The following is a 14,757-nucleotide window of genomic DNA, read 5'->3' as shown; positions in this document are numbered from 1 at the left end:
CCATCGTCGGCTGCTGGATGGGCATCACCCCCGGCGGCGCCACGCCGGCCTCCTTCATGAGCTACGGCCTGGCCAAGCGCTTCTCCAAGAACGGCCGCAACTTCGGCAAGGGCGAGATGGAAGGCGTCGTGGCGCCGGAAACCGCCGCCCATGCCGCCGGCACCAGCGCGCTGCTGCCGATGCTGACGCTTGGCATCCCCGGCTCGCCCACCGCGGCGGTGCTGCTGGGCGGCCTGCTGATCTGGGGCCTGCAGCCCGGCCCGCTGCTGTTCGTCGAGCAGGCGGACTTCGTGTGGGGCCTGATCGCGTCGATGTATCTGGGCAACATCGTGGGCCTGATCGTGGTGCTCACCACGGTGCCGCTGTTCGCCTCGATCCTGCGCATTCCCTTCTCGATCATCGCGCCGATCATCGTGGTGATCTGCGCGGTGGGCGCCTACACGGTGCACAACGCCTTCCTCGACATCGTCATGATGCTGGGCTTCGGCGTGCTGGGCTACCTGTTCAAGAAGCTGTCCTACCCGCTGGCCCCGCTGGTGCTGGCGCTGGTGCTCGGCGACATGGCCGAAAGCTCCTTCCGTCAGGCCATGCTGGTCTCCCAGGGCGACCTGTCGATCTTCTGGTCCAACCCGCTGGTCGGCAGCATCATCACGCTCGCCCTCGTCATGCTCGTCTGGCCGATCATCTCGGCGGTCATCTCCAAGACCCGCACGCCGCCCGGCGTGGCGCCCGCCGAGTGAAGGGAACCGCCATGACGATGACGGACACGGTCCTCAGGGTCCGGAGCCTCAACCCCGAGATCAGCATCCGGGACAAGGCCTACGAGGCGCTCAAGCAGGCCATCACCGAGATGGACATCTACGGCCATGCGGGCGAGCTGCGATTCGACGAGCGCCAGCTCAGCAAGCGGCTGGGCGTCAGCCGGACGCCAGTGCGCGAGGCGATGACGCTGCTGGAGCAGGAGGGGCTGGTCCGCTCCGTTCCCCGGCGCGGCATCTTCATCATCCGCAAGACCAAGCGGGAAATCGTGGAGATGATACAGGGCTGGGCGGCGCTGGAGGGGATGGCCGCCCGCCTCGCGACGGACCGCGCGACCGAGGAGGAGCTTGAGTCGCTCAAGGGGCTGTTCGCGGCCTTCGAGGACCGCAGGCCGTCGGAGCATGTGTCGGAATATTCCGACGCCAACCTGGCCTTCCACCGGCAGATCCTGCGGATGGGGCGGAACAAGTACATCATCGACACGACCGACGCCCTGTTCATCCATCTGCGCGCCATCCGGCGGCTGACGATCGGTCAGGGCGGCCGTGCAGAACGCTCCATCATCGACCACCGGAACATCATACGGGCGTTGGAGGCGCGCGACGGAAACCTGGCGGAGCGGCTGGTCCGGGAGCACACGCTCGGCCTCGCCGCCCATGTCGAGGCGCACGGCGATTTTCTGAGGTGAGAAAGCCTCCGCCGGCGAGGAGCCGGCGGAGGTCCGCCGTCAGAGCTCGGCGCAGGCGTAGCAGTTGATTTCGCAGCCGACCGAGATCTCGGCGACCTTGGGGGTCTTCCACTTCTTCATGACGCAACTCCCTTGAAGCAGGTTCGTCGCCACAGGCTGTGGCGGTTCTTATATTAGAACGCTTCTAAGTCTAAACAACAGATCTTTTGCGTGCCGAGCGGTTTGCCGCGCGAACAAGCGGTGCCGGGATCATCCCCTGGAACCGACGGCGCAGACAACGGTTTTCGAGCCATGAAGATCCCGGCACTCCCCCTCTCCCTTTTCCTCCTCGCGGGCCTCGCCGCCTGCGCGGGCGACGAGCGCTTCGCGGAACAGGCGGAGCGCCTGACCGTCGAGGAGGAAACCATTGCGCTGTCCGGCGCGCTTTCCCCGGCGGCGCCTGAGCCGTCCCCTGGCCGGGCCGCTCTCGTGGGCGAGGTCGGCGTCGCGCCCGTGGCGATCCGGCCGGGCAGCATCCCGCTGGAGGCGGAAGCCGTGGAAGGCGGGCTTCGCCGTTCCCTCGACCGCGCCGACCTCCTAGCCGAGGATGGAGGGCTGCTGTCGGAGCCCGACCCCGACTACCGGCTCGCCCTGAATATAGAAAATCTGAACATCGAAGGTCTCGACGTGACGGGCACCGAGGGGCAGGGCGCCCAGTCGGCGGAGCTGTCCGTGCGGTACATCCTGCTGGACCGGAACGGCCGTGTCGTCTGGTCCGAAACGATGGACACGGCGGGGACCGCTCCGGCCGCAAGCGCCGCTCCGGTCCGCGACGCCGCCGAGGAGGCCATGCGGGAGAGCATCCGGCGCATGCTCGGCAGCCTCGATCGCGGAGCCTGACGCTCCGCCCGGCCTCCCCTGAACCAAGTCATATCCCTGAATGCCATCGAAGGCTGCGGACCGGTGTCCGCGGCGGTTCCTTGAGTCATGCCAGCAAACCCGGATAAAAAAAGAGCCTCCCCTACGCGCTAGGGAAGGCTCTCCGGAGGAACACGAATAAAACAGCACTCTCGACGAAGAGAAAGCTATCACATTTGGCCCGGAATTCATCCGAGACAAAAGTACTGCCCTTGCTCCGTCCGCTTAGGAGAAGGCCTGCAGGACCCCCCGGATACTCAGAAGGCTGATCAGCACGCCGACCAGGATCATCAGCGGCTTGTCCGGAACCCGCGCCGTCACGAGGGCGGCGAAGGGGGCCGCGATGCCGCCGCCGATCACGAGGCCGACGATGATCGGCCACAGGTCCAGCCCGATCGTGAAGATGAAGGTGGAGGTGATGGTGGCGGTGACGAAGAATTCGGCGAGGTTGACCGAACCGATGACGTAGCGGGGCGCCATGCCCTGGCCGAGCAGGCTGGACGTCACCATCGGTCCCCAGCCGCCCCCGCCGATGGCGTCGAGAAAGCCGCCGAACAGGCCGAGGGGCCCGACCCATTTCGGGGGTTCCGTCCGGATCGGCGCCTTGCGGAAGGCCTTCCAGAGGATCAGAAGCCCCATCAGCAGCAGATAGGCGCTGACCAGCGGCCGCACGACCTCGCCCGGAAGGTTGCTCAGCAGGAAGGCGCCGACCGCGCCGCCGATCATGCCGGGAATGGCCAGACGGCGCAGCAGGCGGAAATCCACATTCCCGAACCGCCAGTGGGACAGGCCGGACAGGCCGGTCGTGAAGACCTCCGCGGCGTGGACGCTGGCGCTGGCCGTGGCCGGGGGGACGCCGAAGCCCAGCATGACCGAGGTCGCGCTGACGCCATAGGCCATGCCGAGCGCGCCGTCGATGAGCTGGGCGGCGAACCCGACCGCCATGAACAGGATGATGTCTTCCCACATTCGACCAGGCTTTCGTGAGGCTATGCCCGCCGAACGGGGCATAAACATACCCTACCGATAGGCTTTAATCAGTTCAAACAATTTTTAGATGTTTTTACCAGGGGCCGGCCCGGCTTGTAAGAACGAGAGGGGGATGTGAAATCCGTGGCCGCTCCTTTGTCCGTCCGGATCAAGGAATGGGGCCGGTCCGCATGCCGCGCTGAACGCTCAGGCCCCTGATCGGATGGAGGTGGAAATGTTGATGTCACGAATAGATTGATTGATGAACCGCATCTTTTGATGGGAACGAAGTATTGTTTGCTGAACGTAACTATGCATCCGTGACATTGCCGCAGTGCGGTAACTAGCGCTTTGCATGGCGACGTCTTCCTCTTATCTTCTGCATCAGCGATCGATGATGGAGAGAGAAATGGCTGACGTATCGTTTTCCGCCGAAGGCTCCGCCGGGTCGGGCCTGTCCCACCTGCTGCATGTCGCCAAGGAATTCGTGTCCGGTCTGCTCGAAGGCTTCGACGCCCACCAGCGCTACCAGGCGCTGTCGGCGATGAGCAGCACCCAGCTCAAGGAAATGGGCCTGGCGCGCCAGGACATCGCACGCGCCGCCATGTTCCCGGGCTCGCACCCGCTTTGAGCTTCGAAGCTCCCCGCATTCACATTCAGATCCGGAGGATCGATCATGACGTTCGCCACACTGCACGGTGAAAAGTTCGCCTCGACCAGCTTCTTCAGCGGCCTGAAGAAGGCCCTTGCCGCCGGCTGGCACCGCTACGAGCAGCAGCAGGTCGCCCGCGCCCTGCATTCCCTCAGCGACACCACCCTGAACCAGATCGGCATTCCGCGTTCGCGGATCGCCGCTCACGTGAAGCAGGCGCGCTGACGGCGCGGCGAAAGCCGCGACACCACGCCCGCCGCAAGAACGGCAGCGCCCGGAGCGCCTGCGCGCCTGGACCCATGACGGTCCGGCAGCCGCGGCATTCCCGGCGATCCGGCGGGCGAGACTGGGCAGGCGAGAAGGGGCAGGCGAGACGGGTTCGGCGCGCGGGTGCGCGCGGATCTCCCCCTGCCGGCCGGCGGTCACGACCCTGGCCGCCGACGGTTCCATGTAAAAATGAGCACCGCCGCGTCGAGCGTGAAGGCCGAAAAGGCCTTCTCTCGGCGCAATCGGCGTTTGCGTCCCTCCTCCCCGGTGTCGCCCTCCCGCGCTGCGGTAACCGGATCTTAACACCGCCTTTCTCATTATGATTGGGCATACGGACCATGAGCCGATGCCAAGCCCACCCGGCTTTTCGTGCAAGGGTGGATTGCAGAAGATCAGGACCTTTGCAGGGCCCCGGCCTACGAAGCCTAGGCATTAAGAGAAGATTCACACTTTCCGAGCAACCATCCCGCGTGTCATATATCTTATGACATATCTTAGCACCTTCGTTGGGGGCCGGCGTGATGCACAAGGCGGATGGGAAAGCGGTCGTTCACATCGTCGATGATGAACCGGCGATCCGCAACGCGCTGCAAAGACTGCTTTCGGCCGCCGGTTACCCGTGCCGCGCCTACGCGAGCGGGGAGGAATTCCTCAAGGGCTCCGTCGGTGCCCGCGACTGCGTGGTGGCCGACGTCCACCTGCCGGACATGAACGGGCTTGACCTGCTCGCCGCCATGAACGCCCGCGGGCAGTCCGTGCCGATGCTGATCATCACGGGCTTCGCGACCGTGGAGCTGGCTGTCCAGGCGATGAAGGCCGGTGCCGTCGATTTCCTGACCAAGCCCTTCGAGAGCGCCAGCCTCACCGAGAAGATCGAGACCTGCCTTGCCGTCGGCCGCCTGCGGCAGGCGACGCTGGAACGCCGCCGCAACGCGTCGATGCGCCTGTCGAGCCTGTCCGAGCGCGAGGTCGAGGTGCTGGGCCAGGTCATCGACGGAAAGACCAACCGGGCGATCGGCGACATCCTGAACATCAGCGTCAAGACGGTGGAGGCCCACAGGGCCCGCATCATGGAGAAGACCGGTGCCCTGTCGCTGGTCGATCTGACGCGTCTGTGGGACGCCACCCGGACCTCCATGGCGCAGGCCGACGAGTCCCGCTTCGCCAGCGTGTAGGGTTCACCCTAATTTACGGCCCCTGCCGTTGATGACACCCTTGCCATCTGTCTGGAGGGGATCTGGAATGGCGGTCCTGATGGAATACGATGCCGTGGAAGGCGCCATGGAAGGGATGGCGGACGGACCCGCGCGCGCGGACGGACCGGATGCCCGCCGCTGGTTCCTTCCGCAGCTCGCGCTGGCCGGCCTGCTGGGCCTGACGGCGGTCCTCGCGGCCGACCATCCCTGGATGGTCCGCGGTTTCGGCGCGTTGAGCGTCGCCTGCTGCCTCGGGGCCGCCCTGGCCTCCGGCCGCACCGGTGCCCGGCAGGCGGCTGCCGCACGGGCAGCGTTTCCGGAGCCGGCCGGGCTTTCCGCGCCTTCCATGCCCGATCCCGTGATCGAGGATGCCGGGACCCAGGATACCCGGATCGAGAATACCCGGATCGGGGATGCCCCGATCGAGGATAACGGCACCGGGCCGGCCCTGGCCGCCGCGGTGCAGGCGAACCGCCAGATCCGGGAAATGGCCACCGAAATGGTCAGCGCGTCGGACCAGGCCAACCGCCAGTTCAAGACCTCCATGGCCGGCGCCACCGACGCCGAACGCTGCATCGAACAGCTGGGGGCGGTCGGTGAGCGGCTGGCCGGGGTCATCGGCGTGATCGGCCGGGAAGCCGAAAGCACGGTGCGGGTGGTGGGGCAGGCCACCGACCGGGCCGCTTCCACCCGCCAGTGCGTCGACACCATGGCCGCCCTGGCCCAGGAGGTCGCGGAGACGGTCGGTCTGATCAGCGACATCGCCCGCCAGACCCGCATGCTGGCCCTCAACGCCACCATCGAGGCGGCCCGCGCCGGCAGTGCCGGCAAGGGTTTCGCCGTGGTGGCTGGCGAGGTCAAGCAGCTCGCCATCCAGACGGCCTCGGCGACGGAAGCCATCGGCGGCCGCATCGCCTCGATGCGCGACACCACCCAGGCCTCGGTCGCGGCCCTCCACGAACTCGTCGGCACGATCGCCGAGGTGGACAACGCGAGCGGCCGCATCGCGGCCGCCGTGCGCGAGCAGGAAACGCTCGCCGTCGAGGTCACGCAAAGCCTAGGCCGCATGCACGAGGCGGTCTTCGGCCTGTCCCGCGAGATCCGCGAGGCGGCCCAGATCGCCGCCAACAGCGGCATGCTGTCCGAACTCGTGCTGGAGACCTCCGCCGACGTGGACGGCCAGCTGTCCGAACTGGAGGCCGGGCTCTCCGCCCGCCCTTCCCAGCCCGCAACCCTTACCGCCGCGTCCCATCCCGCCGGCGCGGCCGCCTGAGCCGAACTTCCGAGGAATTCCGAAGATGCCGACCATTCTTGTGCTCGACGACTCCCCCACCATGGTGATGAGCCTGTCCCGCATCCTGTCCAAGTCCGGCTACGCCGTGGAGACGGCGGCCAACGGCCAGGAAGGCATCGACCGGCTCAAGGGCGGAATGAAGCCGAACCTGATCCTGACCGACATCAACATGCCGGTCATGGACGGGATCGCCTTCATCAAGGAGGCGCGCAAGCACGCGGCCACCCGCTTCACGCCCATCGTCGTGCTGACCACGGAATCGGCGGCGACCAAGCAGAACGAGGCGCGCGCCGTCGGCGCGTCGGGCTGGCTGACCAAGCCGACCCAGCCCGACGAGCTGATCGCCACCATGAAACAACTCCTGCCCGCGTGAGATGCTCCGATGCAGGACCAGAAGGACTGCGCGCGGATGTGCCGCGTGCTGGCGGCCCAGCTCACCGACGCGCAGGCGCGGTTCGAACGGGCAAGCGGCGAGTTGATCGGCACCCTCGACCGGCTGGAGACGGCGATGGCCGGCGGCCAGCCGGGCGAGACGGTCGCGGTGCTCCAGGGCACGCTGGACAGCCTGCTCTTCGCCCAGGCGCAGGAGCATGACCTCATCCGCCAGATGATGGCCGCCGTCGCCCAGGCGCTGTCCCGGATGCCGGACGGCATCGACGTGGAAGGGCTCTCCAGCCTGTACGTCTCCGACGTGCAGCGCTCCCTGCACCGGGACGTCCTGGCGGCGGTCCCGGCGCCGGGCGAGGCGGCGTGACCGCGCGAGCGGATTTCTCCCCTCCGGATACCGCCCGTCCGGTTCCGGGCCGAACAAAAACGATCACACCCGCCGGCGGCCCGCCGGCTCCTATATCCGGCCCGGACAGGCCAGAGGAGGCTTCCATGCCCTCGCAGACACGCATACTCCTGGTGGACGACAGCAAGCTGGCCCGCATGGCCATGCGGGCCGTCGTGAGCGACATCCTGGACGATCCCAGCTTCCAGGAGGCCGCCGACGCCACCACGGCGCTCGACCTCATCGAGCGCGACCGCTTCGACGCCGTCTTCATGGACTACAACATGCCGGGCGTGGACGGGCTGTCCGCCGCCGCCACCATCCGCGCGCGGCACCCCGCCGCCTCCATCGCCCTGGTCACCGCCATGGCGCAGGACAGCATCATCGCCGAGGCCGGGCGGCTGTCGGTCGCCTTCATCTCAAAGCCGGTGCGGCGCCAGGACGTCGCCTCCTTCCTCAACGCCGGCTGAACGGGACGGCCGGCGCGGTTTTTCTGGATCAGGTTTGCGAAAGGGCGGGACGGTGAGCGAGGAACTGGTCCTCGACGAGTTCGAGACGGACGCGGTCGGCGAACTGCTGAACGTGGCGGTGAGCCGGTCGGCGGTGGCGCTCAGCCGGATGATCGGGCAGACCGTCGCCATGTCGGTCCCGGTGGTCCGCATGCTGCCCCGCGACGAGGCGCTGCGCACCATCGAGGGCGGGCGGCCCTCCTCCCTGATCGCCGTGGGCGAGCAGTTCAGCGGCCCCTTCTCGGGCAGCGCGCTGCTGGTCTTTCCGGAGCTGCGCAGCCTGCGGCTGGTGCAGGCCATCGTCGGCGACGGGATGTCGCTGGAGGACATCGCCGAGCTGGCCGAGGAGGCGATGACCGAGGTCGGCAACATCATCCTCAACAGCTGCCTGTCGGGCATGGCGAACATGCTCGGCTGCCGCATTGAGGCGACCCTGCCGAGCTGCTACCAGGGCACCGGGGAGCAGATCTTCCGCCGGACCATCCGCGACAGCCACGACGGCTCTATCCTGTTCATGTCCATCGATTTCTCCATCCGCAACCGGGACGTCGGCGGCTACATCGTGCTCATCCTGGACCTGAACGCCATCAACAACCTGCGCGAGGCGCTGGCGGGCTACGCAGCCGGCCTCATGGAACCGAAGCCCGGCAACGGCAACGCGAACAATGGCGGCGTGAATGCCGCCGGGTGACTTAGGCGCCGACACGGCGTTCGATCCGGCCCCGGACCTGCCGGAGGGGCCGACGCCGCCCTCCGCGGCGGTGCTGCTGCGCTGCCTGGAAGGGCTGGACATGGGCGTCGTCATCGTCGATGCCCGGGCCGCGATCCTCTACTGGAACCACTGGATGAGCCGGCATTCCGGCGTGCCGCGCCGGTCCGCCGTCGGCGCGCGTCTGGAGGCGCTGTTCCCCTCCATCGCCCAGGGGCGGCTCGCCGGCGCCGTGGAGGACGCCATCGCGACGGGGCTGTCCGCCTACATCTCCAACAGCGTCAACGCCAGCCTCTTTCCCCTGCTGCGCAACGACGGGATCGTGGACGAGCCCGTCGCCCAGTCCATCGTCGTGCGCCCGGTCCAGGTGAACGGGGCCACCGGCTGCCTGATCCAGGTGTTCGACGAGAGCGCCTCGGTCGCGCGCGAGCGCAAGCTGCGCGAGCAGCGCAACGCCCGCTACCACGCGGTCATCGAGGCGGCCCAGGACAGCTTCGTCACCATCGACGAGAGCGGGATCATCCAGTGGATCAACCCGGCGGCGGAGCGCAAGTTCGGGCGCCGGCTGGACGACCTGCTCGGCAGCCACGTCAGCCTTCTCCTGCCGGCGGCCTGCGACGCCTCGGCCTTCGATGGGGGATTGACGGAGATGACGCTGGTGGACGTGGCGGGCCGCGCCTTCGACGCGGAGATCTCCACCAGCCACTGGACCAGCAACGGCGTGCGTTGCCACACGCTGTTCATCCGCGACGTCACCGAGCGCAACCAGGCAGCGGAGGAACTGCGCCAGTCGCAGCGCATGCAGTCGCTCGGCAAGCTGGTCGGCGGCATCGCTCACGAGTTCAACAACCTGCTGATGGTCATCCGCGCCAACGTCGAACTGCTGAAGTCCGACCTCGGCGACGCGGAGCTGCGGGATTTCGCGGACGAGATCGCCCAGGCCGCCAACCGCGGCGCCACCCTGACCAACGGCCTGCTGTCCTTCGCCCGCAAGCAGCCGCTGCGCCCGGAAACCCTGGCGCTGGCCGACGTTGTCGAGCAGACCCTCCGGCTGGCGGCACCCACGCTCGGCGCGCTGGTCTCCTGCAAGGTGGAGCAGGAGGGCGGAACCCTTCACGTCGAGGCCGACCGCACGCAGCTCCAGAACGCCATCCTCAACCTGCTGTTCAACGCCCGCGACGCGATGCCGCTCGGCGGGAGCATCCGGATCGTCCTGGCCTCGGACGAGGAGGAGCGCTTCTGCCGCATCCGGGTGGCCGACACCGGGCTCGGCATGCCGCCGGACGTGCTGGAACGGGCCTGCGAGCCCTTCTTCTCGACCAAGGACGCCGGGCGGGGCACCGGTCTCGGCCTCAGCATGGTGATGGGCTTCGTGCGCCAGTCGGGCGGGCGCTTCGAGCTGGAGAGCGAGCCGGGCCGGGGAACGGCCGCCACCGCCTGGCTGCCGCGGGTGCGCGCCGCCGCCGCCGCGCGGGAGGGCGGGGCAGAGGAGGACACCCCGCCGCCGCTGCCACCCCGGCGCATCCTGCTGGTGGAGGACGATCCGCAGGTCCGCAGCGCCGTGCAGGCGATGCTGGGCGGCGCCGGCCACGCCGTGACCGCCGTGGAGGACGGCTTCGAGGCCTTGGAACTGCTGGACGCGGAGGGCTTCGACCTGCTGGTCAGCGACGTCGTCCTGCCGCGCGGCATGTCCGGTGCGCTGCTGGCCCGCGAGGCCCGGCTCGCCTTCCCCGGCCTGCCCGTGGTGCTGATGTCCGGCTACAACGAACTCGATCCCGCCATGACCGCGGCCATCACGGAGTCCGTGGACATCCTGCGCAAGCCCTTCTCCCGCCCGGACCTCGAACGCGTCATGCGCGCCGCCCTGGTGGCCCGGTGACGGCAGGGTAGCGCCGGACCCGCCGCGCAACGGTACCTCCGGTTGCGCGGTTATGGGTATCATGCTCCCGGACGGAATCATGGCCGGGCAGGGGGAGGCGGCGGATGGGCGGAAACTGGCACGAGGGGGCGGGCGCGCCCGATCCGGCCGACCGGGACCGGCTGCTCGCGCGGGCCGTCTCCGCCACCACCAGCGGTATCCTGATCACCGCCGCCGACCTGCCGGACAATCCCATCATCTACGCCAACGACAGCTTCTGCCGGATCACGGGCTACGCGCCGGGCGAGATCCTGGGCCGGAACTGCCGCTTCCTCCAGGGACCGGGCACCGACCCGGGGACGGTGGCCCGTATCCGCGCGGCGGTGACGGAGGGGCGCGGCGTCCGGGAGCGGATCGTGAACCACCGCAAGGACGGGAGCCGGCTGTGCTTCGACTTGGTCATCTCGCCGGTCCATGACGCGGTGGGCCGCCTGCGCTTCTTCGTCGGCGTGCAGAACGACGTAACCCGCCAGGTGGAGGCCGAGGAGGCCCTGCGGGCGGGAGAGGCGCGGCTGCGGCGGGCCGAGCGTTTGGAGGCGCTCGGCCGCCTGACCAGCGGCGTCGCCCACGAGTTCAACAACGCGCTGACGCCCATCCTGTCGCTCACCGAGCTTGCTGTCCGCGATGTTCCCCCCGGCGAACTGCGGGAGGATCTGGAGGTCGTGCTCCGCGCCGCGCGGGCCGCGCGCGGAGTCGTGCAGCGCCTGCTGGCCTTCAGCCGACCGGAACCCGGGGAGATGCGGGCCGTCCCCTTCGCGGAGGTCGTGGCCGACGCCACCCGCCTGCTCCGGCCCGGCCTGCCGGAGGGAGTCCGGCTTTCCTGCCCCGAACCCGCCGGCGAGTTCCCGGTGCTGGGCGACCGGGGGCAGCTGCTCCAACTCGTCATCAACCTGCTCGGCAACGCCCGCGACGCCGTCGGCCCCGGCCCCGGCGCCATCACGCTGGATCTCGCGCCGGCCGAGCTGGACGGCCTGGGTGCGGAGGCGCTGGGCCTCCGGCCCGGCCGCCATGTCCGGCTCGACGTCGCGGACACCGGCCCCGGCATGGACGCGGCGACGCAGGAGCACATCTTCGAACCCTTCTTCACGACGAAGGGGCCGGGGGAGGGGACCGGTCTGGGCCTCTCGGTTGCGCACGGGCTCGTGACCGGGCACAAAGGCGCCATCGCCGTGCGGAGCGCTCCGGGGAAGGGAACGGTCTTCACCGTCCACCTGCCGCTGGCGGCGGGCGCCACGGACGGGCCGGAGGGGCAGAGCCGGGGTGAGGAGCCCCGGGGCAAGGAAACAGGGACGGCCGATGGCGCGCATTCTGGTGATCGACGATGACGAGCTGGTCGGCCGGACCATCGCCCGCGTCCTGACGCGCGGCGGGCACGAGGTCGTCACCGCGACGGGCGGGGCGCAGGGCTGCGCCCTGTTCGACGCGCAACGCCCGGACCTCGTGCTCAGCGATCTCGTCATGCCCGAGCAGAGCGGGGTGGAGGTCGTGCGCGAGCTGCGGCGGCGCGACCCGGACATGAGGATCGCCGTCCTTACCGGGGGCGAGAGCTTCGGCGTGCCGCTCATCGACTCGCTCGGCCCGCTGAAGGTCGGCGCCATCCTCCGCAAGCCCTTCGAAATCGCCGACCTGCTGGGCACGGTCGATGCGCTGCTGGCCGCCCCGGCCCGGTAAGGGACGGCTGAGCGGCCACGGCGCCAAGGCTTGCGCCTGGCTTACCCAATGCAGGATTGATAAATAAAACAGCGATCTGCCCGTCATCCCCGCGAAAGCGGGGATCCAGTACTTCGCATAGTGAACCCTTCGGAAACTCTGGATCCCCGCGTCCGCGGGGATGACGGAGAATTTGCTTCTCTGCATTTGCGCGGTCCGGCGCAACAGTTGTGCAGAGCGCATCCGCGACGTGAAGGACAGCCCCCAAAAACGAAGACGGCGCCCTTTCGGGCGCCGTCCTTGTCACCGACTTTGGTAACGGATACCGGACTCAGACCGCCTTGGCGGCGTGCAGCTCGGCGATCTGCTCCTTGCTGTAGCCCAGGTCGGCCAGCACTTCGTCGGTGTGCTCGCCCAGCAGCGGGGAGCTGGTGACTTCCACCTTCAGGTCCGAGAACTTGATGGGGCTGCCGACGGTGAGGTACTTGCCGAGCTTGGGGTGCTCGACCTCGACGATGGAGCCGCTGGCGCGCAGCGACGGGTCGTTGGCGATCTCCTTCATCGACAGCACCGGGGCGCAGGGGATGTCGTACTTGCGCAGGATGTCGACCGCCTCGAACTTCGTCTTGTCCTTCAGCCAATCCTCGATGGTGGCGAAGATGTCGAAGATCTTGTCCTGGCGCGCCAGGGCCGTGTTGTAGGCCGGATCGTCGATCCACTCCTCCTTGCCCAGCGCCTTGCAGATCGGCGCCCAGGCATGGCCCTGGATGGTGAAGTAGATGTAGGCGTTGGGATCGGTCTCCCAGCCCTTGCACTTCAGCACCCAGCCCGGCTGGCCACCGCCGCCGGCGTTGCCGCCGCGCGGAACCACGTCGGAGAAGGTGCCGTGCGGGTACTGCGGGTACTCCTCCAGGTAGCCCAGCGCGTCCAGGCGCTGCTGGTCGCGCAGCTTGACGCGGCACAGGTTCAGCACGGCGTCCTGCATCGACACGGCGACCTTCTGGCCCTTGCCGGTCTTGTTGCGCTGGTGCAGCGCGGTCAGGATGCCGATAGCCAGGTGCATGCCGGTGTTGCTGTCACCGAGAGCGGCGGCCGACACGGTCGGGGGGCCGTCCCAGAAGCCGGTGGTCGAAGCCGCACCGCCGGCGCACTGGGCGACGTTCTCGTAGACCTTCAGGTCTTCGTAATGGTGCCCCTCGCTGAAGCCCTTGACCGAGGCGACGATCATGCCCGGGTTCAGCTCGTTGATGCGCGCCCAGCTGAAGCCCATGCGGTCGAGCGCGCCCGGACCGAAGTTCTCCACCATGACGTCGGATTCCTTGATCAGCTTCTCAAGGACCTCCTTGCCCTGCGGGGTCTTGGTGTCGAGCGTCAGCGAGCGCTTGTTGCTGTTCAGCATGGTGAAGTACAGCGCGTCCGCGTCCTTCACGTGGCGCAGCTGCGAGCGGGTCACGTCGCCAGCGCCGGGACGCTCCACCTTGATCACGTCCGCGCCGAACCAGGCGAGCAGCTGCGTGCAGGCGGGACCGGCCTGCACGTGGGTGAAGTCGATGATCTTGATGCCCTCAAGCGGCTTGGTCATGTTTCCTGGACTCCTCGTGGAACTTCGTTTGGGACATTCGCTGTCTTCCCGGCTACGGCGGCGCGGGCCGCCGGCCGGGTATGGGGGCCACCGGCCCTTGGGCGGGCGGTGGAGGGTGTTCTTGAAGGACCTGTCACCCGGCGGCGGCCTCGAGTTCCGCCAGACGGCGGCGAAGCTTGCGCTCCTCGGTCCAGCGGCTGGTCTCGTCGCGCACCACGGCCACGATCCCCGAGACCGTCCCGTCCATCGCCTTCAGCAGTGAGACCGTGAAGGCGATGGACAGGGTGCGCCCGTCCTTGTGAAGAGCGGGCACGCGCAGGAGATCGTTGCCGTACCGGGTCTCCCCGGTGTCCATCGTCTTCTCATAGCCGTCCCAGTGGCGCTGCCGCTGGCGTTCCGGAATGATCAGGTCGAGGGACCGGCCCAGCGCCTCGCTTTCGGTGAAGCCGAACATCCGCTCGGCGGCCGCATTCCACAGCGTGATGGCGCCTTTCGCGTCGGACACGATGATCGCGTCTCCGAGCGCCGCCACAAGCTGGGAACAATCGACTGCCGTCCGCATCAATCCGCCTCTCGTTGAGCCAGGTGCCATGAAAGGGCCGCCGGGGAAGGGCTGCCGTGTCGGGAGCCGGGCAAGGGACCGGCCCCGCGCCGGTCAGGACGGCATCTTGCGGACGGAGCTGGTCGGGTTGAGGCTGCCGATGTTGCCGCTCTCGGTGCCGGCCGCCGGGTCGATGACCGCGTTGACCAGCGTCGGACGGCCGGAGTCCATCGCCTCGCTGACGGCGCGGTACAGCTCGTCCGGCGTCGTGACATGCACGCCCACGCCGCCGAAGGCCTCCATCATCCGGTCGTAGCGCGAGTCCGGAACGAAGACCATCGGCGAGGGATCGGC

General features: G+C 68.3%; 17 protein-coding genes and 1 pseudogene. 14 read left to right on the top strand and 4 right to left on the bottom strand.

Going from position 1 to position 14,757, the window contains the following annotated elements; all coding sequences use genetic code 11:
* The 3 genes from JUB11_RS31500 to JUB11_RS31485 form a co-directional block, all read left to right on the top strand.
* Nucleotides 1-740, top strand: a 740-nt coding sequence (locus tag JUB11_RS31500; protein ID WP_207462767.1) for a tripartite tricarboxylate transporter permease, incomplete at its 5' end; no start/stop codon positions are given.
* Nucleotides 741-751: 11 nt separating this feature from the next.
* On the top strand, nt 752-1,447 hold the full coding sequence (locus tag JUB11_RS31495) for a GntR family transcriptional regulator (protein ID WP_247887461.1): 696 nt from the start codon (nt 752-754) through the stop codon (nt 1,445-1,447).
* A 291-nt stretch (nt 1,448-1,738) separates the two neighbouring features.
* Nucleotides 1,739-2,326, top strand: a complete 588-nt coding sequence (locus tag JUB11_RS31485) for a hypothetical protein (protein WP_207462765.1) — start codon at nt 1,739-1,741, stop codon at nt 2,324-2,326.
* Nucleotides 2,327-2,569: 243 nt separating this feature from the next.
* Here JUB11_RS31485 and JUB11_RS31480 read toward each other — a convergent pair whose 3' ends face one another.
* Complete coding sequence (locus JUB11_RS31480; protein ID WP_207462764.1) at nt 2,570-3,313, bottom strand: sulfite exporter TauE/SafE family protein; 744 nt, start codon at nt 3,311-3,313, stop codon at nt 2,570-2,572.
* Nucleotides 3,314-3,722: 409 nt separating this feature from the next.
* Between JUB11_RS31480 and JUB11_RS31475 the strand changes: the two genes are divergently transcribed.
* The 11 genes from JUB11_RS31475 (at nt 3,723) to JUB11_RS31425 (ending at nt 12,301) form a co-directional block, all read left to right on the top strand.
* Nucleotides 3,723-3,944 (top strand): hypothetical protein, encoded by a 222-nt coding sequence (locus JUB11_RS31475; protein ID WP_207462763.1) that lies wholly within the window; start codon nt 3,723-3,725, stop codon nt 3,942-3,944.
* 45 nt (nt 3,945-3,989) lie between these two features.
* Nucleotides 3,990-4,190: a hypothetical protein gene (locus JUB11_RS31470; protein WP_207462762.1), complete on the top strand. Its 201-nt coding sequence runs from the start codon at nt 3,990-3,992 to the stop codon at nt 4,188-4,190.
* Between the two features lie 563 nt (nt 4,191-4,753).
* A complete protein-coding gene (locus tag JUB11_RS31465; protein WP_207462761.1) occupies nt 4,754-5,407 on the top strand; it encodes a response regulator in 654 nt (217 codons plus the stop codon).
* 67 nt (nt 5,408-5,474) lie between these two features.
* Nucleotides 5,475-6,701 carry a methyl-accepting chemotaxis protein gene (locus JUB11_RS31460; protein ID WP_207462760.1) on the top strand — a complete coding sequence of 409 codons (1,227 nt, stop codon included), beginning with the start codon at nt 5,475-5,477 and terminating at the stop codon, nt 6,699-6,701.
* A 25-nt stretch (nt 6,702-6,726) separates the two neighbouring features.
* A complete protein-coding gene (locus JUB11_RS31455) occupies nt 6,727-7,095 on the top strand; it encodes a response regulator (protein WP_207462759.1) in 369 nt (122 codons plus the stop codon).
* A 9-nt stretch (nt 7,096-7,104) separates the two neighbouring features.
* The gene (locus JUB11_RS31450; RefSeq protein ID WP_207462758.1) at nt 7,105-7,476 is read left to right on the top strand and encodes a hypothetical protein; all 372 of its coding nucleotides are present in this window, start codon (nt 7,105-7,107) and stop codon (nt 7,474-7,476) included.
* A gap of 125 nt (nt 7,477-7,601) precedes the next feature.
* Nucleotides 7,602-7,964 (top strand): response regulator, encoded by a 363-nt coding sequence (locus tag JUB11_RS31445; RefSeq protein ID WP_207462757.1) that lies wholly within the window; start codon nt 7,602-7,604, stop codon nt 7,962-7,964.
* A gap of 52 nt (nt 7,965-8,016) precedes the next feature.
* Nucleotides 8,017-8,694, top strand: a complete 678-nt coding sequence (locus JUB11_RS31440; protein ID WP_207462756.1) for a chemotaxis protein CheX — start codon at nt 8,017-8,019, stop codon at nt 8,692-8,694.
* A complete protein-coding gene (locus JUB11_RS31435; protein ID WP_207462755.1) occupies nt 8,681-10,591 on the top strand; it encodes an ATP-binding protein in 1,911 nt (636 codons plus the stop codon). Before JUB11_RS31440 ends, JUB11_RS31435 begins: the two co-directional genes overlap by 14 nt.
* A gap of 104 nt (nt 10,592-10,695) precedes the next feature.
* Nucleotides 10,696-11,955, top strand: coding sequence for an ATP-binding protein (locus JUB11_RS31430; protein ID WP_207462754.1), 1,260 nt, complete (start codon nt 10,696-10,698; stop codon nt 11,953-11,955).
* Nucleotides 11,927-12,301 carry a response regulator gene (locus tag JUB11_RS31425; RefSeq protein ID WP_207462753.1) on the top strand — a complete coding sequence of 125 codons (375 nt, stop codon included), beginning with the start codon at nt 11,927-11,929 and terminating at the stop codon, nt 12,299-12,301. The genes JUB11_RS31430 and JUB11_RS31425 overlap by 29 nt, the downstream gene beginning before the upstream one ends.
* Before the next feature lie 310 nt (nt 12,302-12,611).
* Here JUB11_RS31425 and frc read toward each other — a convergent pair whose 3' ends face one another.
* The 3 genes and pseudogenes from frc to JUB11_RS31410 form a co-directional block, all read right to left on the bottom strand.
* Entirely contained in the window at nt 12,612-13,862 is a 1,251-nt protein-coding gene (gene frc, locus JUB11_RS31420; RefSeq protein ID WP_207462752.1) for a formyl-CoA transferase, read from the bottom strand.
* Between the two features lie 133 nt (nt 13,863-13,995).
* Nucleotides 13,996-14,424 (bottom strand): PAS domain S-box protein, encoded by a 429-nt coding sequence (locus tag JUB11_RS31415; protein WP_207462768.1) that lies wholly within the window; start codon nt 14,422-14,424, stop codon nt 13,996-13,998.
* 93 nt (nt 14,425-14,517) lie between these two features.
* Nucleotides 14,518-14,757, bottom strand: a pseudogene (locus JUB11_RS31410) (oxalyl-CoA decarboxylase); the annotation flags it as partial.

This window comes from Azospirillum sp. SYSU D00513 (assembly GCF_017356015.1).
Classification (GTDB): domain Bacteria; phylum Pseudomonadota; class Alphaproteobacteria; order Azospirillales; family Azospirillaceae; genus Azospirillum.
The sequence above is the reverse complement of the archived record's forward strand: the minus strand, read 5'-3'. Positions and strand labels throughout refer to the sequence as shown.